This window comes from Bauldia sp. (assembly GCF_020442045.1).
Lineage (GTDB): Bacteria > Pseudomonadota > Alphaproteobacteria > Rhizobiales > Kaistiaceae > Bauldia.
In genome coordinates, this window is sequence record NZ_JAGRLA010000049.1 from 1 (window position 1) to 22,197 (window position 22,197).

Genomic DNA, 22,197 nt, shown 5'->3' on the forward strand with positions numbered 1-22,197 from the left:
CAGGCGATGGTCAGGTCACCGATGTCGTCGGCGTTGGGCTTGGACGAGTGGTTCATGAAGCGGGCATTGTCGCCGCACAGCACGAAGACCGGCGCATCGGCCGGCTGATAGCCGTAGCATCGCAGCATCTCCCGCAGCAGCTCGTCTTCCTCGTCGATCTCGCGGAGGTCGTAGCTGAGATCGAAACGCTCGTCGTGTTTCCAGATGAGCGTCCCGCGCGGGATCGGCTCTTCCGCGAAGAGGCCGATGCCCTCGATCGCACTCGGGGCGAGATAGGTTCTTACACGCAACATGCCTGACGCCTTCTGACGGCGGCGATTTCCTGTGCCGCTCTTATGGCCGGCAGTGAAGCGTATTCCCGTGAAAATCGGCTTGTGGAAATGGATCGAATTTTAGCTGATGGACCGAGGGACGGGCCGGATCGGGGGGTGAATATCCCACTTGACTCCGGGGCGGCGGGGCTGGTCAATGGCGACGCAGGCGGGTGTAGTTCAGTGGTAGAACGTCAGCTTCCCAAGCTGAATGTCGTCGGTTCGATCCCGATCACCCGCTCCACCTTTTCGCGTCATGACGCCGGGTTGCGATCGGCACGAGAAGGCCGGCTCATGACGCGTGAGCCGGCCGGCCGTCTGTTATGGGGATGAATTCGGCGCGCTACTGTTCGGGGAATACCCGCGCCCAGTCGTCCTTCATGCTGATCAGGACCCAGTGCTCCGCCGGCGCGGCGTCCATGGCCTTGTCGAGCTTGCCGAAATGGGAGTCGCGGTCGTAGGCGAATTCCCGCTCGGCATCGTCGTGATGGACGATCATGCCGAGCGTGCGACCGGGACCTTTCGTCGTCCATTCGAGCATCTGGTAGTCACCGTCGGAATTGCCGAAAGCGGCGATCGGTCGCTTTCCGATATGGGACTGGATGCCGACGGGCTTGCCCGGCCCGTCGTCGACGAAGGCGATCTCCGCCTCCCGCATGAGGACGGGGCCGTCGTCGGTCAGCTCGTATTTCATCTTCGCGGACGAGCCGACGACATTTTCCGGTGGGATGCCGTAGGTGGTTTCCGTCCACGGTCGCATGAACTCGATGCCGCCGCCTGAGACGATGTAGACGTCGAACTCGTTGGCCCTGAGGTAGTCGATGACCTCCAGCATCGGCTGGTAGATGTCCTCGGTGTTCAGCCTGCCGGTCTTCGGGTTCTTTGCCGTCGTGATCCAGTCGGACGCGGTCCTGGTGAATTCGGCATTCGACATCCCGGCATGGGTGGCGCCCATGATTTCCGCCAGGCCTTTCTTGCCGGATGCCGCAATTCCCTCCAGGTCGCCCGCCAGTACCGATTTGAACGGCTCCTTCTCCTTCCATTCCGGATGGTCGGGCGCCATCCTCCTGACCTCGTCCAGCGCGAAGGCGAGCTGGACATACATCGGCTGCTCGACCCAGAGCGTGCCGTCGTTGTCGAAGGTGGCGATGCGCTCGGCGGGGGGGACGTAGTCGGGGTTCGACTCGTCGGTGACCGTCTCGACGAACTTGATGATCGCCTCTTTCGTCGCGCCATCGTTCCAGGACGGCAGCGGATCTTCCTGCGCAAGGGCGGCGGACACCAGAGCCACTGCGCCGAAGAGGCTTGTCGCCACCGCTGAAGCAAGAGACAGTCTTCGCATGACTTCGTTCCCCTGAATGTTGTTGGCCTGAAAAGAGTCCGCCCCGCCGAATGGCGGGGCGGACCGTTGATGTTGCCGGATCAGTTACCCGTCGGAAGACCGATCGAGAAGCCATCCTTGGCCAGCGCGTCCTGCAGATACTTGAAGCGCTGGTACGCCGAGATCGTGATCGGACCGGTGTAGGTCTCGCTCTGCAGCTTCCGCGGCGGATACTTGACGTAGGTCTTCATCAGGTCCGAGACCGCCTCGTTGGCCGGGACGACCGCCCAGGTGCTCTCGGTGAAGGTGGTCATGAAGATGTCGTAGCGCTCCTGCGGATCGGACAGCAGGTCGAACACCTGCGGCACGGTGGCGACATAACTCGAGGCGCCCTTCCAGCCGAGGTTGGTGTCGACCGCAAGACCACCGGTCTGGGCGCCGTCGTCACCACGCAGGTTGAAGACATACTTGAAGCTGCCGACGCGGACGGCGCCGGGGCTCAGTTCGTCCTCGGTGAAGTAGAACCAGTCCTTGCGGTCGGACTTGCCGGTCCCTTCGAAGACAGGCGTCATGTCGTAGCTGTCGAAGATGATCGGCTCGCCCGCGCGGTCCTTCTCCGGCAGCTTCTCACCGGCGACGGAGGCGAAGGTGGCCATCAGGTCGAGCCCGCCGAGGATGTCGTCGCTCTTGGTGCCGGGCTTCACATGACCCGGCCAGCGGACCATTGCCGGGACGCGGCTGCCGCCCTCGCGGTCGGTGCCCTTCGTGCTGCGGAACGGAGTGTAGCCGGCGTCGGGATAGACGTCCTGCCAGGCACCGTTGTCGACCGTGTAGAAAACGAGGGTGTTGTCGGCAAGGCCGAGCTCGTCGAGCTTCTTCAGAACGTTGCCCACCCGGGTATCAAGTTCCACGACCGCATCGGCATACGCCGTCTTCGAGATCGACTTGCCCTCGAATTCCGGCGCGGGGATGTTCGGCTGGTGGTTCTTCATGAAGTTGATGTTGATGAAGAACGGCGTGTCCTTGTCCTTGGCCGCGTCCTCGAGGAACTCGATGCCGGCCTTCTCGACATAGGCGTCGAGATACTTGATGCCGACCTTGCCCTGGTCCGGCGTATCCTCGTCGCCGATGACCTTCCAGTCCTCCTTGGCCTTCTCGCCGGCGTTGCCGGAGAGCGACCCGGTGGTCACCTTCGCAAACATTGCACGAAGCTCCGGGCTCATGTTCTTGTGCCAGGCGGGATCGGGATAGGTGTAGGCGTTGAGGTGGTAGAGGAAGGCGTACTTCATCACGTCGTAGCCCTGGGCATTGGGCAGCGCGTAGTCGGCTTCACCCAGATGCCACTTGCCGGTGAAGTAGGTCTTGTAGCCGGCTTCCTTCAGAACCGAGCCGAGGGTCCATTCGGCCTCCGGCAGTCCGCCGCCCTGGCCCTGGAAGGCCACCGTGGTCATGCCGGAACGGTTCGGAATCCGCCCGGTCTGCATCGCGGCCCGGCCCGGCGTGCAGCTCGGCTGGCCGTAGAAGTTGGTGAAGAACATGCCGTCTTCGGCAAGCTTGTCGAAGTTCGGGGTCGGCATGCCGCGCGCCGCACCGCCGAGATAGGGGCCAAGATCGCCCCAGCCGGTATCGTCGGAGACGATGAACAGAATATTCGGCTTACTCGCGGCGTCCTGGGCGAATGCCGACGTGACGCTTATCGCGCCGACGCCGAGGGCAATCGCCGGTAAGAGGGATAGTGCCTTCCGTTTCATGCTTTGTCTCCGGTTTGGACAGTCTTGCGGGGTGAATCGTGTCATTGCGGCCTCCCTGGTTGTGCGAATTCCTGTTTCGAAAGCCGGCGGCCCGAGGGGTTCGATCAGGAATTCATCGCGTTTGTGTTGCGCCGGATCCGGTCCAGGCGAGTGAGGATCTCGGTTTCCAATTCGCCGAGGAAGTTCCTGTAATCCTCGATCTTCGCGGCGTCCGCGTCAGGCCTGCTCTGCCAGTAGCGAAGCGCCGATGTTGCCTGGTCGTAGTCCTCGCAGACGGATCGGAACGGCGCGTCGCGGCTGTAGAGGCGACGAATCTCCAGCTCGCGCCGCGGATACCGGGCCACGATCGTGTGGACTACCCCCATCGCACCTATCCGCACGTCGCGGATTTGTCCTTGACACCCATCAACCACCCCGCGCCGAGTTCCGTCGTGTGGACTTCGCCGAATGGCTTGGGTAGATTGCTTTCCGCTGATGCAGGTGCATCAATTGCGCGCGCCAGAGAAGTACGAACATGTTCGAACCTCGCGGCGTGGTAAGAAGAACATTGATTCTGCCGTTTCCGCGCCTGCGATGGTGAATGCCGAAAATCCGGCGGCATGTCGGGCATGAGTATCTGGTAGAGACGCTTCAGAGAGCGAATTCCGTCTGGCTCAACGCCTTTGAAGCGGAAGGTCGGTGTTCACGCGCGAGGTCACGGCGGTGCAATCTGAGTTTGTGATCGAAGACTCGCGATCCCGCTCGGCGCCGCCGGCGGACGACATTCGAGCGGAGCTCGAGCGCATCCTCTCCAGCCCCGACCTCCACGCCAGCGACAGGCGGCGGGCTTTTCTCCGCTACGTGGTCGAAGAGACGCTGTCCGGGCGTGCCGACCGCCTGAAAGGCTATACGGTCGCCACCGCCGTCTTCGGCCGCGACGAGACCTTCGACTCGCAGACCGACCCGGTTGTCCGGCTCGAGGCGAGACGGCTCAGGCGTGACCTCGACGGCTATTATGTCGACGCCGGGCAGCATGATCCGGTTCGGATTTCCATTCCCAAAGGCTCGTACATCCCGCATTTCGAGTGGATCGAAGCGGTTCCTCAGCCGCCGGTCGAGGAACCGGCGACCAGTTTGGTGAAATCGGCTGAGCCCGAGGTTGCCGGACCGGGCGCCGCCCGGCTGCGGCATGTCCTGACCGTCGTTGCGATCGTCGCGGTCCTGATCGTCGCCGGGCTGGCCGGCTGGCTTCTGAGAGGCGATGGCGAGGCGCCGGCCCCCGGAGATGCCGACGTTGGCGAGCCAGCCGTGGTGGTCCTGCCGTTCGAGGCGCTCGGCGCGACACAGGACGGCCGCTATCTCGCCGATGGCATCAGTCAGGAGCTGATCGGCGATCTCATGAAGTTCCCGGGATTCCGTTTGTATACGCTGCCGATCGGCTTCTCCGACGGCTCAAGCCCCAAGCCGGTGGCGTTGGGGCGCGATCTCGGGGTCGCCTATGTGGTCAGGGGTATGGTGCGCGACGATACCGACCATGTCCGTGTTTCGGCGCAGCTGTTCGACGCCGCGACAGGCCAGGTCTTGTGGACGGCTGATTTCGACCGGCCTTCGAGCCCGGAATCCCTCATCCGAACACAGACCGAACTGGCCGGGACCATTGCGGCCGAACTCGGTCAGCCCTACGGCGTCGTCACCAAGGACCTCGAGGTCCGGCAGGCGCCCCTCGGCGTGTCCAACATGACGAGCTACGTCTGCGTGTTGCGCGCCTACGGCTACCGAAGGGGTTTCTCGCGCGACGAATTCGACCCCGTCCTTGGTTGTCTGGAGGAGGCCGTCCGCCGCGATCCCGGTTACAGCGATGCCTGGGCGATGCTCGGCTGGATGTACATGGATGCCGGCCGGTTCGGATTCGCGAAGACGGGTGATCTGCAAGCCCAGTATCAGCAAGGCCTCGTCGCCGCCGAGCGGGCGGTCAAGCTGGACCCGGACAATCCGCTCGCCCTCAAGGCGCTCTCGTCGATCAACTATTACATGGGGCATTTCGACGAAGCCGAACGCCTGGCGCGCAAGGCGGTGGAGCTGAATCCCAACGATCCGGACGCCCTCGCACAGCTTGGCTGGCGGCTGGCCGCTCGCGGCAAGTTCGATGAGGGAATCTCCGTTCTCCGGCACGCCATCGAGCGGACGGTGAATCCGCCCGGATGGTATTTCCACTTCGTTGCGATCGACCTCTACCTGAAGGGTGACTATGGTGAGATGCTGAAGGTCGCCGAGCGCTCCGCATCCGATGGTTCCGCGGTGAGCCAGGCGCTGATAGCGATCGCCAGCGCCGAGCTCGGAGATCGTGAGGCGACCAGAGCGGCATTGGACAATCTGCCGAAATCCGGGCCGCTTGCCCGCGATCCGGCGGAATATTTTGCCCGTCACGGCGCCACTGATCGGATCGTCAATGCCCTCGTTACCGGGCTGGAAAAAGCCCGCGCATTCGCGTCGGAAACCTAAGCCGAGGGACCAGTCCGGGAGCGTTACCGGCGGGCGCCGGCGGCGAAAGCCCGCGCCGCCTCCGCGACAACCGTTGCTTGCCCGGCGCGAAGGGCGACCGGGTTGAACCGGACGACGCCGGCCCGGTGGTCGCCGGCCTCGGCATGGATCGCGGGATCGTCGGCAAGCAACGCACGGAGGAAGGCGAGCGCCTGCGATTCGCTGCCGCGGGGGAAGCGGAGTTCGGCCTTCGGCACCGATCCGGTATCGTCGCCGCCGGTGATGACCGTGTCGGCCGATGCAATCGCGGCCAGTCCCTCGGCGATGATGGTGATGTCGGCGAGCCAGCGCTCGTGTCGGGCTTCGTCACCCTCGGCGACGAACAGTTCCAGCGCCGTCAGCAGACCGATGATCTCTTCCTTTCCCGCCTTGCAGGGCCGGCCGATCCCGTGGCGAGGCAGTCCGTCGAGCGCGCTCCGGTCGATCAACCGCGCCGGCGGGTCCCACAATTCGGTGACCACGTCCATGTCGAGTTGCTGGAGCGCCGCCGCGGCGATCAGGTCGCGACGTCCGCACAGGATGCCCGAGGCCTGGGGCCCGCCGATCGCCTTGCCGCCCGAAAAGGCGACGAGATCGGCGCCTTCCGCGATGAAGCGTTTGAGGTTGGCTTGCGGCGGCAGCTCGGCTGCCGCGTCGACGATCACCGGTACGCCGGCCGCATGGGCGACCGCGGCGACCTCGGCGAGCGACGGCAGCGAATCGCGCGTCGCCACATAGTGGACCGCGGCGGTGTTGTCGTTGATGGCGGCGGCGTATTCCCACGGTTCCGCGTCGCGGATGCCCGCGCCGGAGGCGCGATCGGGCAGGCCGACCTCGACCAGCGTGACACCGGTCGTCCTGACGGCGTGGTCATAGCCATTGCGCTGGCTGCGCGAGATGACGACCTGGTTCCTGAGCCCGGATGCGTCGGGGAGGCGGGCCATCGCCGCGGCGCCGAGACCGGTTACGCAGGCGGCGGTGCCGATCAGCAGGCCCGCCGCGGCACCGGAGGTGACATAGCCCGCCTTTGCGCCGGTCAACCCGGCGATGACGCCGGATGCATGGGCCTGGAGCACGGCCATGTCGACGGCGAGGGCGGAAGCTTCCGCCATTGCCTGCGCCACTTCCGGCCGGATGACGCCGCCGGAAAGGCGGGTCAGCGTTCCCGCCGCATTGATGATCGTCGGGATGCCGCGCCGCGCATAGACGGTCACTGCACCATGCCTCGGGCGTCGACCTTGACGGCGCCGAGGACCTTGTCGCCGCGGATGAAGACCACGCGGTCGAACAGGTTGGATACCGGGCAGACATGGTTCGGCGTTATCCGGACGAGGTCGCCGACCGCCGGCTTGTCGGCGAGCTTCGAGATGTCGAGGTAGCCGTGTTCCTCGTTGACCGCATAAACCGGAGCATCGCCCAGCGCATGGACCACGCCGTATCCTTCGAGGCCGAGCAAATCCATGGTCAGGGTCTTGGAACCGGCATCGATCAGCGCACGATCCGCCGTCGGGACGCTGACGACGGTCGACAACACGGTGAAGGCGCAATCATCCCAGTCGCAGGCGCCGGCCGCCATCTCCGCGCGGTCGCAATAGATATAGGTGCCGGCCCGGTATTCGGTCCCGACATCGATTCCCTCGTCGCTCCACATATCCGGAGTGCCGCCAATGCTGATCACCTCGGTCTTCAGACCGGCCGCATCGATCAGGTCGCGCGCCTTGACGAGGAAATCCGCCATCCGGCGCCGCATGCCGGGCGCCGGATAGGTCATCAGTCCCTTATAGGCGATGCCGGGCGTGGCATCGATCTCGCGGGCGAGCGCCAGCGCCTCCTCGGGAGATTGGGCGCCATTCCGCTCGCCGCCCGTGTCGCACTCGACCAGCACGCCGATATCGGCACCGGCTTGGCGTCCGGCCTCGCCCAGGCCCCTGACGACAACCGAATTGTCAGCGACGACCGTCATCTTGACCCGCTTCGCGAGCGCCGCGAGCCGTCTCAATTTCGAGGCGCCGACGATGTTGAAGGTGAGCAGCAGATCGTCGATCCCAGCTTCGGCCATCACCTCGGCTTCGCCGAGCTTCTGCACCGTGATGCCCCTGGCGCCGAGGGCGATCTGGTAGCGGGCGAGAGCCGCCAGCTTGTGGGTCTTGATATGGGGGCGGTTGGCGATGCCGATTGCGTCGCATCTTTCCTGCCAGCGCCTGAGGTTGCGATCGACAATGTCGATGTCGATCACCGGCACCGGCGTCTCGAGCTCGTCGATACTCATGCCGGCGGCCTCGAAGGTGAAGAAGTCGAGAATGTCCATTGGTGTCAATCCGGATTGAGGCGGAAGTCGGCGCCCTCGGGCAGGATCTGGCCACCGTCGACGACGATGGTCGTTCCGGTAACATACTCGGCGTCGTCTGACGCGAAATAGAGGAATGCGTTGGCGATGTCGCGCGGGGTGCCGAGGCGGCCGAGCGGGACGGCATCCTCCATCGACTTGATGAAGCTCGCGCTGCGGTGGGCCTTCATGCCTTCGGTCAGGATGTTTCCCGGCTCGACGCCGTTGACGGTGATGCCGTAGCCGGCGAATTCGAGCGCCGCCGACTTGATGAAGCCGTTGATGCCGGCCTTGGTGGCCGAATAGTGGCCATGGCCGGGGCTGGTGACCCGCGGACCGGTGATCGACGACGTGAAGATCATCCGCCCGCTCTTCTGGGCCTTCATCGGGGGAAGTGCCGCCTGCGCCGCCAGGAAGGTCCCCTTGAGATTGACGGCCATCACCGAGTCCCATTCCTCGGCGCTGGTATTCTCGATCAGCGTCCAGGGGTAGATGCCGGCATTCTGGACGAGGATGTCCAGACGGCCGAATGCGTCGAGTGTCTCGGCGACGATCGCCTCCGCGTCCTCCTTGCGGCTGGCATCGGCTTCCAGGAAGCGCGCCCCGAGGCGCTCGGCGGTGGCGGTGCCGGCGCCGACCTCGGTATCGCCGATCATCACGCTTGCGCCTTCCTCGATGAAGCGCTCCGCAATTCCCTCGCCGATGCCGCGTGCCGCGCCGATGACGATCGCGATCTTGCCTTCGAGGCGCCCAGTCATGCTTTGTCCCGTTCGTTTCCGGCTAGAGGTAGTACCGCCTGACCGTATTCTTCATCGTGTCGAGCAGCACTGCGGCCAGCACCAGCCCGCCCTGGATCATCTGTGTGTAATGCGGCGGCATGCCCATGACGTTGATCGCCGTCTGGATCGACGACAGCAGCAGGACGCCGGCGAAGACGCCGGACAGCCGGCCCGAGCCGCCCTTGAGGCTGACGCCGCCGATGACGACCGCGGCGAAGGCCTGGAAGAGCATGCCGATGCCGAGATTGGCCGTGGCGCCGGCGGTGCGCGAGGCGAGCAGCCAGCCGGCGAAGCCGGCGAGCATTCCCGACAGGATGAACGATGCCATGACGATCGCCCCGACCCGGATGCCGGCCCGATAGGTCGCGGTCTCGTTGCCGCCGATCATGGTGAGGTGGCGGCCGAACGGGGTCTTGGCGAGGATGAAGGCGAAGACGATATAGACCAGGATCAGCATCCAGGCGAGCAGCGGAATGCCGAGGATCTGGTCGACCGCCATGACGCGCATCGCATCCGGAAGGCCATAGACCGAGCGGCCGCCGGACAAGGCCACGACCAGGCCGCGGGCCCAGATATAGGAAGCCAGGGTGACGATGAATGCGTTGATGCCGAGACGGACCACGAGGGTGCCGTTGACGGTTCCGACGATGGCGCCGACCGCCAGCGCAATCAGCAGCGACACCGGGAAGTAGAGCCATCCCGGCTCCAGCACGATGCCGCCACCGGCGCCGCCCGTGCCGAACATCAGCGCGATGACCATCGCCGCGAGCGCCATGACCGATTCGATCGAAAGGTCCATGTGGCCGGCGATCAGCGTCAGCGAGAGACCGACGGCGATGATGCCGATGAACGTCGAGTTCTGCAGGATGTTGAGGAATATGCCGATCTGCAGGAAGTCGGGGATCGTCAGCGAAAAGACGGCGAGAACGATCGCAAGGACGAACCAGACGAGATTGTCGAGGACGAACTCGAAGGCCGCGCGGCGCCGCGGCGGCATCTCGGACGTGCTGTGGGGGGCGGTAGCGGATTGAGTGGTCATGGCCGTCGATCGATCGGATGGGTGGAGCGGGGGCCGAAGCCCCTGCTCCGGATTTGTGATGGCTACTTGACCGACATTACCGGCTCGCTCGGGGGCTTCAGGTTGCCCCAGAACTTCGGATCGTCGACATTGTCCTTGGTGATCGCGGCACCCGGGATCTTGATGTTCGGACCCCAGTCCTCGATCGTCAGGACGGATTCGAGGCCGGTGACGTCATAGGTGCCGGGCTCGATCTTCTCCTTGTTGACGACCTTGTCGGCAAACATCGCCAGCGCAGCAGCCTGGGCGTACATCGGCTGCTCGACCTCGACCTGTTCCCATCCCTTGCGGATGAGGTCGAGACCGACCGGCGCACCATTCGACGAAACCAGCATGACATCGCCCGGCTTCTTGCCCTGCGCCTCGAGCACCGCGGCCACCGCAACCGCGAGATGGGCGGCGTGGACGAAGATCAGGTCAATGTCCGGATTGGTCAGGAGCTGGTCCTGGGCGATGTTGCCGGCGTTGGTGGCTTCCCACTGCATGGCCGGATGGGTGATGATGGTGACGTCGGGATTGGCCGCCATCTTCTCCTCGAAGCCCTGCTGGATCTCGAGGGTATAGGGATCGCCGGGATCGCCGAGGATCTGGAGCACCTTGCCCTTGGCCGAACCGTATTTCTCGGTGAGCAGGCGGGTGATCTGCTCCGCGGCGACATGGCCGATCTCGACCGTGCCGGCCACCGACGTGAAGTCCGACGGCGTCGAGGTGATCTGCCGGTCGAAGATCATGACCGGGATACCGGCGGCGCGCATCTTCTCGATGCCGGTCTTGGCGGCGTCGAAATCGACGGCCGCGAGGATCACCGCGGAGGGCTTCAGGTTGATCACGTCGTCGATCTGGCTGAGCTGGAGGTCGGTGCGGTTCTGGCCGTCAAGCGCGACGACCTCGTAGCCGACATCGCCCATGAACTTGGTGATCGCGTCGATCGAGCCGGTCTGGAATTCGTCGAGCAGCGTTGGCACCAGATAGTAGATCTTGCCTTTCATGTCCGCGGCCGCCGCGGCGGTGACCGCCGTTGCGGCCAGCGCGATCGCCAGGATCGCACCCGTAATGGAACGCAGTAGTGTCTTCATGTTCCTGCTCCGGTTTCCGGTTGGTTTGCCAGCCCCTTGGCGACGCGTTCGATGCCGCCGGTGATCATGTGCACGACTTCGTCGGGGCTGGTTTGAGAAGTCAGGACGTCACCGGCAACAACTCCCTGGCGCAGGACGACGATGCGATCGGCGACCGCGAAGGCCTGCGCCATCACATGGGTGATGATCATCACGCCGATTCCGCGCTGGCGGACGCGTTCGACCATCTCCAGGCCGCGACGGGTCTGTTCGACGCCGAGCGCGGCAAAAGGTTCGTCGAGCAGCACGAGCTTGCCGCCCCAGTGGACGAAGCGATTGAGCTCGATGGCCTGTCGCTGTCCGCCGGAGAGATGCTCGACATTGACCCTGAGCGACGGGATGTTGGTGCCGCCCTCCTCGAGGGCCCTGGCCGTCTCCGCTTCCATGTCGCGCTGCCGCAGGATCGGGATGCCGAGGATCTTGCGGGTCAGCTCGCGGCCCATGAAGAAGTTCGACACGACATCGACATTGGTGCACAGCGACAGGTCCTGGTAGACGGTCTCGATCCCGGCTTCCTTGGCGTCGGCCGGCGATTCGAAATGCCTTTCCTTGCCCTCGAAGATGATCTTGCCGGACGATGCCGGCTGGCCGCCGGCGATGATCTTGACGAGGGTCGATTTGCCGGCTCCGTTGTCGCCGAGAAGGGCGACGACCTCACCGCCACTGACGTCGAAGCTGACTCCCCGCAGCGCCTCGATGGCGCCGAAGTTCTTGCGGATATCCTCGAGACGGAGAAGGGGGGTCTGGTCGGTCATGCAGCTCTCGCCTTGCCGATATCGCGCATGATCGGGTCGCGGTCGGCGCGGTCTTCGTTCTGGGTGAACAGGATGCCGAAACGGGGCGACAGGACGCCCGAAACGGCAAGCGCGGCGGCGCCCCTGAGCACCGCGTCCTGGCCGGCCGGCGACGAGATCAGCCGCTCCGCGCGTCGATTGCCGCGGGCGGCGACCGAATTCGGCAGCGGCGAAGCCGCCTCGATCAGCTTGGCCAGGAGGTTGTTGGGCGCGAGCCCGCCGAGGATGATGGTGGCCGGGTCGAACAGGTTTTCGATCGTCACCACGGCCGATTGCAGGATCGGGGCGACCTCCTCGAGCCATGCCGCTTCGCCGATGTCGCCGGACCGCCGTTCGTAGGCCTCGAGGGAAAGATAGCGTTCGAGGCAACCGCGGTTGCCACATGGACACGGATCGCCGCCGGGAATGGCTGGTATGTGTCCAATCTCACCGGCATTTCCCCATGCGCCCCGCAGGGCGACACCGTCATGGACCATGCTGCCGCCGAGGCCGACGCCGAAGTAAAGGTAGTAGAAGTCGCGGAACCGGTTGCCGAGGCCGTAAAGGTGCTCGCCATGCGCCGCGGCGGAGAGATCGACCTCGATGAAGGCGGGAAGCCGGGTTGCGGTGGCCAGCCGGTCGCGGACCGGCACGTCCTTCCAGCCCTGGAGCGTCGTCGGACCGACGAAGCTCATCGATTCCACGCCGAACGGTCCGGGCATCGCCATTCCGACGCCGAGCATGCGACCCTCCGGCCGCAGTGCCGACAGGCCGGCGACCAGCGTCTCGATTTCCCTGAAGGCGGTATCGGGATCGACGTGGGGGAGCGCATGCTCGTCGCGGCCGATGATCTCGCCGGCGAGATTGATCAGCGCCGCCTCTATCCCGCGCGGAGTGACATGGAGGCCAATGGCGAAGCCGCCTTCCGGATCGAGTTCCAGTGTGCTGGCCGGCGAGCCGCGTCCGCGCGGTTCTTCGCGGCGGGCCAGCAGAAAGCCCTGTTCCTCAAGCTCGCGGATGATGTTCGAGACGGTCTGGATGGTCAGTCCGACGCGCTTGGCGATGGCGGCGCGGGTGATCGGTCCGTGGAGCCGGATCGTCTCCAGAACGATCCGCCGATTATACGGCCGGCCGAACTCCTGATTGGTACCGCGCAACACCATTCTTGCGGGAGCCCCGTTTGACCCGATCCCGCCATCATGTCGGCTAACAAATGTTAATGCAAATGGAATTAATAAATCACATCGCGTGTTCCGCGGGCTGTATTCTTGGCGGCTGTTCGCTTTCCAATGGGAACTCCGGAAGGCGAGAGTGGTTCAGCGCCGCGGTCACGGCGCCTGGTCCGCCCAATACGTTGAGCGAAAAGCCTCATGCGGGGACGCTACGTGGTGCACGCGGCGGCCGGAGTCGGTAGAATGCCGTGTCTGCGTCGCCAATCTGGTACCGGCGTTGACAGGCCTCTCCAGGCGGCCGGCCCGCCGGCCCCCCGGATTTCGAGGTCAATTGGGAGGAAATACCTTTGCCGGCCCGTATCTTTGTGCCGAGGGATTCTGCCGCCGTAGCCGTCGGCGCGGACAGCGTCGCCCGCGCCTTCGCCGACGCCGCCGCTCGCCGCGGGATCGATCTCGAGATCGTCCGGACCGGCTCGCGCGGCCTCTACTGGGCCGAGCCGATGGTCGAGGTCGAGACGCCCGGCGGTCGCGTCGCCTACGGCCCGGTCGGGGACGGCGACGTCGAAGCGCTGCTCGATGCGGGCATCCTCGACGGTGGCGCGCATCCGACTCGGCTCGGGCCGACCGACGCGATCCCCTGGTTGCAGCGGCAGACCCGGTTGACCTTCGCCCGCTGCGGCGTGATTGACCCGCTGGCGTTGGATGCATACCGGTCGCTCGGCGGCTATCGCGGTCTGTCCCGCGCGCTTTCGCTGGGAGCGGAAGCAACGATCGCCGAGGTCGAGGCGTCGGGTTTGCGCGGTCGCGGCGGGGCCGGCTTCCCGACCGGCCGGAAATGGCGCACGGTCGCCGAGGCGCAGGCGGAGCGGAAATATATCGTCTGCAATGCCGACGAGGGTGATTCCGGGACATTCGCCGACCGGATGCTGATGGAAGGCGACCCGTTCCTGCTGATCGAGGGGATGACGATTGCCGGCTTCGCGGTCGGGGCGTCGAAGGGCTTCATCTACATCCGCTCGGAATATCCCGATGCGATCGCGACGCTCGACGCGGCGCTGGCGGCGGCGAGGCGGGCGGGGCTTCTCGGACCGCGTGCCGGTGACGGCGGGGTCGCCTTCGATATCGAGATCAGGGTTGGCGCGGGGTCCTACGTCTGCGGCGAGGAGACCGCGTTGCTCGAAAGCCTCGAGGGGCGGCGCGGCGTGGTCCGTGCCCGCCCGCCGCTTCCGGCCCACAAGGGTGCCTTCGGCAAGCCGACGGTGGTCAATAATGTCCTGAGTTTCGCCGCGGTCCCGTTCATCCTTCAGGAAGGGGCGAGCGCCTATGCGGATCTGGGCATTGGCCGGTCGCGCGGAACGATGCCGATCCAGCTCGCCGGCATGGCGAGGTATGGCGGTCTGTTCGAGACCGGCTTCGGTATGACGCTGGGCGAGCTGGTGGACGACATCGGTGGCGGTACATGGAACGACCGGCCGGTCAGGGCTGTCCAGGTCGGCGGGCCGCTCGGCGCCTATTTCCCGCGCGCCCTGTTCGACACGCCTTTCGACTATGAGGCCTTCGCCGCCCGCGACGGCCTGATCGGCCACGGCGGCATCGTCGTCTTCGACGACAGCGTCGACATGGCACGCCAGGCACGGTTCGCGATGGAATTCTGTGCGCTGGAATCCTGCGGGAAATGCACGCCCTGCCGGATCGGCTCGACCCGTGGTGTCGAGACCATCGACAGGATCCGCGATGGCGTGGCGCGGGGAGCCAGCGTCACCATTCTCGAAGACCTCTGCAACACGATGAAATACGGGTCTCTCTGTGCACTTGGCGGTTTCACGCCCTATCCTGTTATGAGTGCGCTCACGCATTTCCCGGAAGATTTCGGCCTCGAGGCCGAAACGACCGCGGCACAGTAGGAGGAAGCCTCATGTCTCTCGTCACCGAGATCGACTACGGCACGCCGCGGTCGACCACCGCCGAGACGGTCACGCTGACCATAGACGGCCGGACCGTTGCCGTGCCCCGCGGCACGTCGGTCATGCGCGCGGCGATGGAGATGGGGACGGAAATCCCGAAGCTCTGTTCCACCGACATGCTGGAATCCTTCGGCTCGTGCCGGCTCTGCCTCGTCGAGATCGAGGGGCGGAACGGCACGCCATCCTCCTGCACCACTCCGGTCGAGGAAGGCATGGTGGTCAGGACGCAGACCGACCGGCTGAAGCGCCTCCGCCGCGGTGTGATGGAGCTCTACATCTCCGACCATCCGCTCGACTGCCTCACTTGTGCCGCCAACGGCGATTGCGAATTGCAGGACATGGCCGGCGCGGTCGGGCTTCGCGAGGTCCGTTACGGTTACGAGGGCGACAAGCATCCGGCTCCGGCCAAGGACGTCTCGAACCCCTATTTCACCTATGATCCGGCAAAATGCATCGTCTGTTCGCGCTGCGTGCGCGCCTGCGAGGAGGTGCAGGGCACCTTTGCCCTGACCATCGCCGGGCGCGGCTTCGGCTCGGTCGTTTCGCCGGGAATGGAAGAGCCGTTCCTCACTTCGGAATGCGTCTCCTGCGGCGCCTGCGTCCAGGCCTGCCCCACGGCGACGCTGACCGAGAAGTCGATCATCGAGATCGGCCAGCCCGAGCATTCGGTCGTGACCACCTGCGCCTATTGCGGGGTCGGCTGCACGTTCAAGGCCGAGATGCGCGGCGACGAGGTCGTCCGGATGGTCCCCTACAAGGATGGCAAGGCCAATCGCGGCCACTCCTGCGTCAAGGGACGCTTCGCCTGGGGCTATACCAACCACAAGGACCGCATCCTCAACCCGATGATCCGCGAGCGGATCACCGATCCGTGGCGCGAGGTTTCGTGGGAGGAGGCGATCGGCCGCGTCGCCAGCGAATTCAGGCGGATCCAGGAGGCCCATGGGAGGGGCTCGATCGGCGGCATCACCTCGTCGCGCTGCACCAACGAAGAGACCTTTCTCGTCCAGAAGCTCGTCCGCGCCGGCTTCGGCAACAACAACGTCGACACCTGCGCGCGCGTCTGTCACTCACCGACCGGCTACGGTCTCAAGACGACCTTCGGCACCTCGGCCGGGACGCAGGATTTCGACTCGGTCGAGCAATCCGACGTCATCATGGTGATCGGCGCCAATCCGACCGACGGCCATCCGGTCTTCGCCTCGCGGATGAAGAAGCGCCTGAGGGCCGGCGCAAAGCTGATCGTTGTCGACCCCCGGCGCATCGATCTCGTCCGCACCCCCCATGTCGAGGCGGCGCATCACCTGCCGCTCAGGCCGGGCACCAACGTCGCCGTCCTCGATGCCATCGCCCATGTTGTCGTCACCGAGGGCCTCGTCGACGAGGCTTTCGTGCGGGAGCGCTGTGAATGGGATGCGTTCCAGGAATGGGCATCCTTCGTCAGCGAGCCGCGCAACAGTCCGGAAGAGGTCGAGAAGCTCTCCGGCGTGCCGGCGGAGACGATCCGGGGAGCCGCGCGGCTCTACGCGACCGGTGGCAACGCCGCGATCTACTATGGCCTCGGCGTCACCGAGCACAGTCAGGGTTCGACCACGGTGATGGCGATCGCCAACCTTGCGATGGCGACCGGCAATATCGGCCGGCCCGGCGTCGGCGTGAATCCGCTGCGCGGCCAGAACAACGTGCAAGGCTCGTGCGACATGGGTTCTTTCCCGCACGAGCTGCCCGGGTACCGGCATGTCTCGGACGAAACGACCCGCTCGGTCTTCGAAGCGCTGTGGGGCCGTCCGGTCGATGGCGAGCCGGGACTGCGCATCCCGAACATGCTCGACGGCGCTGTCGATGGTTCCTTCAAGGGCGTCTACATCCAGGGCGAGGACATTCTCCAGTCGGATCCGGATACACGCCACGTTGCCGCCGGGCTTGCCGCGATGGAATGCGTCGTCATCCACGACCTCTTCCTCAACGAGACCGCCGCCTATGCCCACGTCTTCCTTCCGGGCTCGACGTTTCTGGAGAAGAACGGCACCTTCACCAACGCCGAGCGGCGGATCCAGCCCGTCCGCAAGGTGATGGCGCCCCGCAACGGATTGGAGGACTGGCAGGTCACCATGGCGATCGCCAATGCCATGGACCTGACCATGGACTACGCGCACCCGTCGGAGATCATGGAGGAGATTGCGGCGCTGACGCCGACCTTCGCCGGTGTCTCCTTCGAGAAGCTCGACCGGCTGGGTTCGATCCAGTGGCCATGCAACGAGGCGTCGCCGGACGGCACCCCGGTGATGCATGTCGGCGGCTTCGTCCGCGGCAAGGGCCGCTTCGTCGTCACCGAATATATCCCGACCGACGAGCGCACCGGGCCGCGTTTCCCGCTGCTCCTGACCACCGGCCGGATCCTTTCGCAATATAATGTCGGCGCCCAGACCCGGCGGACGGCGAACACGGTCTGGCACGAGGAAGACCGGCTGGAGATCCATCCGCATGACGCCGAACAGCGCGGCATCAGGGATGGCGACTGGGTCCGCCTGGCAAGCCGTGTCGGCGAGACGACCTTGCGCGCGACGCTGACCGAGCGGGTCGCGCCGGGGGTCGTCTACACGACCTTCCATCACCCCGACACGCAGGCCAATGTGGTCACCACCGACTATTCGGACTGGGCGACCAATTGCCCCGAATACAAGGTGACGGCCGTCCAGGTGGCGCCTTCGAACGGTCCCTCCGGCTGGCAGCAGGAATATGAGGCGCTGGTTCGCGAGAGCCGGCGCATCGCGGTGTCGGAGCCGGCGGAGTGAAGCCGGTGGTCGAATCCTCGCGGATCGTCGAAACCGTGTGCTGGCGCCGTGGCGAGCACGCGGCGGCAGGGAGGGCGGTCCCGGAAGAGGCGGCGGTGGCCCTCACCTATGACGGTTCGACCCATGCGGTGATGATGGCGACCCCGGCCGATCTCGAGGACTTCGCGATCGGCTTTTCCCTGACCGAGGGCGTCGTCGGGTCTCCGGCCGAGATCGAGACGATCGAGGTCGTCGAGGAAGATGCCGGTATCGAGCTGCGCATGCGCCTGGCCGAGCCGGGCGCCACTGCCCTCGCAGCGCGGCGCCGCTTCCTTGCCGGGCCGGTCGGCTGCGGTCTCTGCGGTATCGAGTCCCTGAACGAGGCGCTGCGGCCGGTGCCGACGGTCGATGGCGGGGCGGCGGTTTCCTACCATACGATCCTTGGTGCGCTCGCCGGCCTGCGCGGCGGGCAGCCTCTCCATCGCGAAACGCATGCCGTCCATGCCGCGGCATTCTGGCGGCGGGACGGTGAAATGGTGGCCGTACGGGAGGACGTCGGACGCCACAATGCTCTGGACAAGCTGGCCGGCGCGCTGGCGACCGAGGGGGTGCCGACGGCGGACGGCTTCATCCTGATGACAAGCCGGGTTTCCGTGGAGCTTGTCCAGAAGGCGGCGATGATCGGGGTATCCATGCTGGTCGCGGTTTCAGCCCCGACGGCGCTCGCCATCCGGATCGCGGAGGCGGCTGGCATGACCATCGCCGCCGTCGCGCGGGACGATGGCTTCGAGGTCTTTTCCCACCCGGATCGTGTCATCGGCGCGAAGGTCGGTGATGCAGTCCGCTAAGCTGGTCTATATGGCGAACCAGATCGGCAGGTTCTTCGTCACCGAGGATCGTGCCACGGCCGTGAGCGGCATCGCCGATCACCTTCGCAAGTTCTGGGATCCGCGGATGCGGGCCGAGATCGTTGCCTGTCTGGAAGCGGGCGGAGAGGACCTCGATCCGGCGGTCCGCGAAGCGATCGCTGAATTGTCCGAGGATGCGCCGCCGGGCGAGCGCTGACGCGCCGCTCGCGTCGCTTTAGCTCGATTCCATCAGGGCGTCGAACGTACCGGTGCTGCGGCGGTCGTTGGCATAGTCGGTGTAGTAGGCGCGCTTCGCCTCATACATCCGCATGTCGGCCCGGTTGATGACGGCTTCAAGCCGTTCGCCGGCCTTGCCCGTCGCGGCGCCCATCGAGAGGCTGAGGCGCACGCCCGAATAATACTGGTTGTTCAGATCGACCAGGCGGTCGATGTCCGCGACCACCGTCTCGGCGTCCGCCTCGTCGACGCCCGGCAGCAGCACGGCGAACTCGTCGCCACCGATGCGCGCGGCGCAATGCGGCTTCGCGATCGCCTTGCCGAGAACCTCCCCGACACGGCGCAACAGGGCGTCGCCGGCCCCGTGCCCCCATTGGTCGTTGGCGGCCTTCAGGCCGTTGAGGTCGACCATGATGACCGTGACGGGTCGGAGCCCCTTGCGATCGATCCTGTTCAATTCCTCGACATAGAAGGAGCGATTGAAGAGCTTGGTCAACACGTCGTGGGTGCCGAGATATTCGAGATAGACCTCGGCCTTCTTGCGCGCCGTGATGTCGGTCAGCCCGACCTGTATGAGCGACCAGTCGTCCTCGTGGCCCGGAAGCACCGAGAACTGCATCAGGACATGCACCTCGCTGCCGTCGAGAGCGTAGTTGAGCACCTCGCGCCGCTGGAACAGCTTTCCGTCCCACAGGTCGATAAGCTGCTCGCGGAAATGGACCTGCATGTCGTCGCGGAAGACATCGTCGATCCGATGCATGAGGGTCGGCTTGTCCGGCGCCTGGAAGAGCTCGAGCGTCTGGCGGTTCACGTCGAGGACGCGAATCTCGCTCATGCAGCGTTGCACGAATTCCGGATGGACGTCCGTGAACACCCGCAGGTCCTCGATCCCGAGATCGCGGAGTTCGTCGAGCAGCTGCTTGATGGAGCTGAAATCCTCGACCCAGAGAGACACCGGAGAATGCTCGAAGAGACCGCGCGCATATTGCTCGCTCTCCATCTGCCGGCGATGCGCCGTTTCGCGCTCGGTCACGTCCTCGATGGCGAGAAGGACCCGGTCCCAGCTCTCCTCGTGTCCAGGCAGGATCTGGCCGGTCAGGCGAATGTCGATCCGTCGTCCGGACAGGCTGTAGTTGACGAGGTTACAGCCGAATTCGGCCCGTCCCTCCCAAAGCTGGCAGAGCTCCTCGACATAGGTCGCGAACATCTCGTCACGCAGGATCCGGTCGAGATTGGCGACGAGGTCGTCGAGGTCGGACGCCTCGAACAGCGCCAGGGTCTTCCGGTTGACCTTGAGGACCCGGATCGCGGCGGCGCAGTCCGCGGCCCGTTGCGGATCGGCCTCGAGATATTCCCTGAGCGACGTGACGCCCTGGCGCCGCCACTGGTCGAACTGCTTCCTGACCCCGCTGAAATCCTCAAGCCAAAGGGATACCGGGGCAAGGTCGAACATTCCCGCATCGCTGTCGTCGGTATGTTGACCGGGCATGGGTTTTGGTCCCTGCACGCGCAGATTGATCCGAGGACCAACACATCCCATCGAATCCCATACCAAACGGTAAACTCTAAAATTCTACGCGAACGGGAGACCTCCCGCCGAGCCGTGCTATCGTCGCCGCCCGCTCAATCGCAGGAGGAAGATAGTGATGGCTATGCTCAAGGTGGTCGAGGTTCTGGCCGAGTCGAAGAAAAGCTGGGACGACGCGGCTCAGGTCGCCGTGACCAACGCCGCGAAAACGGTGCGCAAGATCAGGTCGATCAACATCGTGAACATGCAGGCGACGGTCAACGGCAAGGGCAAGATCGACAGCTACCGGATCAACGCCAAGATCACGTTCGAGCTGGACTGATCCCCGGCATTGATGCCGGCGCGGTGGCGGTCGGTCAGCGCCGCCAGGCTGATCGATCGGCGATATATGATTGCAGCCACCGCGCCGTCCGCAGCAGCTCGCCGTCTTCGCCGTGGCGTCCGACGAGCTGCACGCCGATGGGCAGGCCGTTGGCGCTTTCCAGCAGCGGAAGCGTGATCGCGGGCAGCCCGCAAAGGGACCAGAGATTGTTGAAGGCCGAGTTGCCCGTCGACTCGAGACCGTGCGGTGCCGCGCCGGGCGCCGCCGGCGTGACGATCGCGTCATAGCGCTCGAAGAGATGGTCGAGTTCGGCCTTGATCTCGGCCTGGCGGTCCAGGGCGTCGAGATAGTCGACCGCCGGAATGGTCCGGCTATCCTCGATCATCGTCCGCATGAAGTCGCTCAACTGGCCGGCGCCACGATCGTGATAGGGCCCATAGGTGCGGGCGATGCCGACGTTGGTCAGCGTCATCAGCACCTGGTCGCTGTCCTCGATGCGGTCGGTCAACGGAACCTCCTCGCAGCGATCGGCGAGCTTGCCGATGAGGTCCGCGAACCCGGCCTGCGTATCCACCTCGGCAAGATCCCAGCTCATCGTCTTCACGAAGGCGAGGGACGGTGTGGCGGGTGGTTCTGTCAATGCCGTGTCGAGAAGATGGGGGCGCGCGAGTGCGCGCGTGGCCCGGTCGCGGGGATCGTATCCGGCGAGCGCGTCGACGATCAGCGCCGCGTCGGGGACGCTGCGGGCAAACACTCCGGCGGTGTCGAGGGGCGGTGCCTGCGGCAGGATTCCGGTTCGCGGAATGAGTCCGAAGCTCGGCTTGAAACCGACGACGCCGCAAAAGGATGCGGGACGGATCACCGATCCGTTTGTCTGCGTACCGATCGCCAGAGGCGCCATTCTGGCGCCGACGGCGGCGGCCGAACCGGAAGACGAGCCGCCCGGCGTGTGTTCCCGGTGATGGGGGTTGCGGGTGCCGCCCGGGTGTCGGGCGCCGAGCTCGGTGGTGACCGTCTTGCCGAGGATCACCGCGCCGGCTTCCTTCAATCGCGCGACGACCACCGCATCCTCGGCCGGTCGCCGGCCGGCGTCGAGCGGCGTGCCGTTCTCGGTCGGCAGGTCCGAGGTGTCGACAATGTCCTTGATCGCCACGGCGACGCCATGCAGCGACCCGATCTGGTCCCCCGACGCCCGTCTTGCGTCACATGCCTCGGCCTGGGCGAGGGCGGATTGCGGCTGGAGATGGACGAAGGCGCCGATTTCGGGCTCGCGTTCGGCGATCCGTTCGAGCAGCGCTCCGACGTAGGAAACCGCGGCAAGGTCGCCGCGCGCCATCATATCGCGCGCGGCAATTGCATCGAGATCGGCAAGGTCGTTTGGCATTGGCATCCACCGCTC

General features: G+C 65.4%; 19 protein-coding genes and 1 tRNA gene. 7 read left to right on the top strand and 13 right to left on the bottom strand.

Annotation, left to right across the window (positions count from 1 at the left end):
- Positions 1 to 293 (bottom strand): SET domain-containing protein-lysine N-methyltransferase (locus KDJ86_RS05640; RefSeq protein WP_291743842.1); only part of this gene is annotated, 293 nt, incomplete at its 3' end.
- 187 nt (positions 294 to 480) lie between these two features.
- Here KDJ86_RS05640 and KDJ86_RS05645 point away from each other — a divergent pair.
- Positions 481 to 555: transfer RNA gene (locus KDJ86_RS05645), tRNA-Gly, on the top strand.
- A gap of 99 nt (positions 556 to 654) precedes the next feature.
- Here the strand turns inward: KDJ86_RS05645 and KDJ86_RS05650 are convergent.
- From KDJ86_RS05650 to KDJ86_RS05660, 3 genes are all read right to left on the bottom strand, one after another.
- Entirely contained in the window at positions 655 to 1,653 is a 999-nt protein-coding gene (locus KDJ86_RS05650) for an HAD family hydrolase (protein ID WP_291743844.1), read from the bottom strand.
- An 80-nt stretch (positions 1,654 to 1,733) separates the two neighbouring features.
- On the bottom strand, positions 1,734 to 3,383 hold the full coding sequence (locus KDJ86_RS05655) for an arylsulfatase (RefSeq protein WP_291743845.1): 1,650 nt from the start codon (positions 3,381 to 3,383) through the stop codon (positions 1,734 to 1,736).
- 104 nt (positions 3,384 to 3,487) lie between these two features.
- Positions 3,488 to 3,748 carry a hypothetical protein gene (locus KDJ86_RS05660; RefSeq protein ID WP_291743847.1) on the bottom strand — a complete coding sequence of 87 codons (261 nt, stop codon included), beginning with the start codon at positions 3,746 to 3,748 and terminating at the stop codon, positions 3,488 to 3,490.
- 337 nt (positions 3,749 to 4,085) lie between these two features.
- On the opposite strand from KDJ86_RS05660, the gene KDJ86_RS05665 reads away from it, so the two are divergent.
- Positions 4,086 to 5,864 carry a tetratricopeptide repeat protein gene (locus KDJ86_RS05665; RefSeq protein ID WP_291743849.1) on the top strand — a complete coding sequence of 593 codons (1,779 nt, stop codon included), beginning with the start codon at positions 4,086 to 4,088 and terminating at the stop codon, positions 5,862 to 5,864.
- Positions 5,865 to 5,887: 23 nt separating this feature from the next.
- Here KDJ86_RS05665 and KDJ86_RS05670 read toward each other — a convergent pair whose 3' ends face one another.
- The 7 genes from KDJ86_RS05670 to KDJ86_RS05700 form a co-directional block, all read right to left on the bottom strand.
- Positions 5,888 to 7,096, bottom strand: a complete 1,209-nt coding sequence (locus KDJ86_RS05670; protein WP_291743851.1) for an aminotransferase class V-fold PLP-dependent enzyme — start codon at positions 7,094 to 7,096, stop codon at positions 5,888 to 5,890.
- Positions 7,093 to 8,190, bottom strand: coding sequence for an alanine racemase (locus KDJ86_RS05675; protein ID WP_291743852.1), 1,098 nt, complete (start codon positions 8,188 to 8,190; stop codon positions 7,093 to 7,095). The genes KDJ86_RS05670 and KDJ86_RS05675 overlap by 4 nt, the downstream gene beginning before the upstream one ends.
- 5 nt (positions 8,191 to 8,195) lie before the next feature.
- Positions 8,196 to 8,966, bottom strand: coding sequence for an SDR family oxidoreductase (locus KDJ86_RS05680; protein ID WP_291743854.1), 771 nt, complete (start codon positions 8,964 to 8,966; stop codon positions 8,196 to 8,198).
- Positions 8,967 to 8,988: 22 nt separating this feature from the next.
- Positions 8,989 to 10,026, bottom strand: coding sequence for an ABC transporter permease (locus KDJ86_RS05685; RefSeq protein ID WP_521085259.1), 1,038 nt, complete (start codon positions 10,024 to 10,026; stop codon positions 8,989 to 8,991).
- Positions 10,027 to 10,088: 62 nt separating this feature from the next.
- A complete protein-coding gene (locus KDJ86_RS05690) occupies positions 10,089 to 11,141 on the bottom strand; it encodes a sugar ABC transporter substrate-binding protein (RefSeq protein ID WP_291743855.1) in 1,053 nt (350 codons plus the stop codon).
- Positions 11,138 to 11,935 (bottom strand): ATP-binding cassette domain-containing protein, encoded by a 798-nt coding sequence (locus KDJ86_RS05695; RefSeq protein WP_291743857.1) that lies wholly within the window; start codon positions 11,933 to 11,935, stop codon positions 11,138 to 11,140. Before KDJ86_RS05695 ends, KDJ86_RS05690 begins: the two co-directional genes overlap by 4 nt.
- The gene (locus tag KDJ86_RS05700) at positions 11,932 to 13,116 is read right to left on the bottom strand and encodes an ROK family transcriptional regulator (RefSeq protein ID WP_291743859.1); all 1,185 of its coding nucleotides are present in this window, start codon (positions 13,114 to 13,116) and stop codon (positions 11,932 to 11,934) included. Before KDJ86_RS05700 ends, KDJ86_RS05695 begins: the two co-directional genes overlap by 4 nt.
- Positions 13,117 to 13,472: 356 nt before the next feature.
- On the opposite strand from KDJ86_RS05700, the gene KDJ86_RS05705 reads away from it, so the two are divergent.
- Genes KDJ86_RS05705 through KDJ86_RS05720 form a run of 4 tightly spaced genes read left to right on the top strand, consistent with a single transcriptional unit; the run spans position 13,473 to position 18,928 of the window.
- A complete protein-coding gene (locus KDJ86_RS05705) occupies positions 13,473 to 15,029 on the top strand; it encodes a formate dehydrogenase beta subunit (protein ID WP_291743861.1) in 1,557 nt (518 codons plus the stop codon).
- Between the two features lie 11 nt (positions 15,030 to 15,040).
- Positions 15,041 to 17,884 carry a formate dehydrogenase subunit alpha gene (fdhF, locus tag KDJ86_RS05710; RefSeq protein WP_291743863.1) on the top strand — a complete coding sequence of 948 codons (2,844 nt, stop codon included), beginning with the start codon at positions 15,041 to 15,043 and terminating at the stop codon, positions 17,882 to 17,884.
- Positions 17,881 to 18,711 carry a formate dehydrogenase accessory sulfurtransferase FdhD gene (gene fdhD / locus KDJ86_RS05715; RefSeq protein ID WP_367116754.1) on the top strand — a complete coding sequence of 277 codons (831 nt, stop codon included), beginning with the start codon at positions 17,881 to 17,883 and terminating at the stop codon, positions 18,709 to 18,711. Before fdhF ends, fdhD begins: the two co-directional genes overlap by 4 nt.
- Positions 18,698 to 18,928 (top strand): formate dehydrogenase subunit delta, encoded by a 231-nt coding sequence (locus KDJ86_RS05720; RefSeq protein WP_291743864.1) that lies wholly within the window; start codon positions 18,698 to 18,700, stop codon positions 18,926 to 18,928. Before fdhD ends, KDJ86_RS05720 begins: the two co-directional genes overlap by 14 nt.
- Before the next feature lie 18 nt (positions 18,929 to 18,946).
- Here KDJ86_RS05720 and KDJ86_RS05725 read toward each other — a convergent pair whose 3' ends face one another.
- Positions 18,947 to 20,437 (bottom strand): sensor domain-containing diguanylate cyclase, encoded by a 1,491-nt coding sequence (locus KDJ86_RS05725; protein ID WP_291743865.1) that lies wholly within the window; start codon positions 20,435 to 20,437, stop codon positions 18,947 to 18,949.
- A 157-nt stretch (positions 20,438 to 20,594) separates the two neighbouring features.
- Between KDJ86_RS05725 and KDJ86_RS05730 the strand changes: the two genes are divergently transcribed.
- On the top strand, positions 20,595 to 20,798 hold the full coding sequence (locus KDJ86_RS05730; RefSeq protein WP_291743867.1) for a dodecin family protein: 204 nt from the start codon (positions 20,595 to 20,597) through the stop codon (positions 20,796 to 20,798).
- 34 nt (positions 20,799 to 20,832) lie between these two features.
- On the opposite strand, the gene KDJ86_RS05735 is transcribed toward KDJ86_RS05730, so the two are convergent.
- Positions 20,833 to 22,182 carry an amidase gene (locus KDJ86_RS05735; protein ID WP_291743869.1) on the bottom strand — a complete coding sequence of 450 codons (1,350 nt, stop codon included), beginning with the start codon at positions 22,180 to 22,182 and terminating at the stop codon, positions 20,833 to 20,835.
- Positions 22,183 to 22,197: the final 15 nt, after the last annotated feature.

What these genes read in the sequence shown, in the direction of transcription:
- KDJ86_RS05650 (WP_291743844.1), bottom strand. Translation starts at nt 1,653, where the DNA reads ATGCGAAGACTGTCTCTTGCTTCAGCGGTGGCGACAAGCCTCTTCGGC.
- KDJ86_RS05655 (WP_291743845.1), bottom strand. Translation starts at nt 3,383, where the DNA reads ATGAAACGGAAGGCACTATCCCTCTTACCGGCGATTGCCCTCGGCGTC.
- KDJ86_RS05660 (WP_291743847.1), bottom strand. Translation starts at nt 3,748, where the DNA reads ATGGGGGTAGTCCACACGATCGTGGCCCGGTATCCGCGGCGCGAGCTG.
- KDJ86_RS05675 (WP_291743852.1), bottom strand. Translation starts at nt 8,190, where the DNA reads ATGGACATTCTCGACTTCTTCACCTTCGAGGCCGCCGGCATGAGTATC.
- KDJ86_RS05680 (WP_291743854.1), bottom strand. Translation starts at nt 8,966, where the DNA reads ATGACTGGGCGCCTCGAAGGCAAGATCGCGATCGTCATCGGCGCGGCA.
- KDJ86_RS05685 (WP_521085259.1), bottom strand. Translation starts at nt 10,026, where the DNA reads ATGACCACTCAATCCGCTACCGCCCCCCACAGCACGTCCGAGATGCCG.
- KDJ86_RS05690 (WP_291743855.1), bottom strand. Translation starts at nt 11,141, where the DNA reads ATGAAGACACTACTGCGTTCCATTACGGGTGCGATCCTGGCGATCGCG.
- KDJ86_RS05695 (WP_291743857.1), bottom strand. Translation starts at nt 11,935, where the DNA reads ATGACCGACCAGACCCCCCTTCTCCGTCTCGAGGATATCCGCAAGAAC.
- KDJ86_RS05700 (WP_291743859.1), bottom strand. Translation starts at nt 13,116, where the DNA reads ATGGTGTTGCGCGGTACCAATCAGGAGTTCGGCCGGCCGTATAATCGG.
- fdhF (WP_291743863.1), top strand. Translation starts at nt 15,041, where the DNA reads ATGTCTCTCGTCACCGAGATCGACTACGGCACGCCGCGGTCGACCACC.
- KDJ86_RS05720 (WP_291743864.1), top strand. Translation starts at nt 18,698, where the DNA reads ATGCAGTCCGCTAAGCTGGTCTATATGGCGAACCAGATCGGCAGGTTC.
- KDJ86_RS05725 (WP_291743865.1), bottom strand. Translation starts at nt 20,437, where the DNA reads ATGCCCGGTCAACATACCGACGACAGCGATGCGGGAATGTTCGACCTT.
- KDJ86_RS05730 (WP_291743867.1), top strand. Translation starts at nt 20,595, where the DNA reads ATGGCTATGCTCAAGGTGGTCGAGGTTCTGGCCGAGTCGAAGAAAAGC.
- KDJ86_RS05735 (WP_291743869.1), bottom strand. Translation starts at nt 22,182, where the DNA reads ATGCCAAACGACCTTGCCGATCTCGATGCAATTGCCGCGCGCGATATG.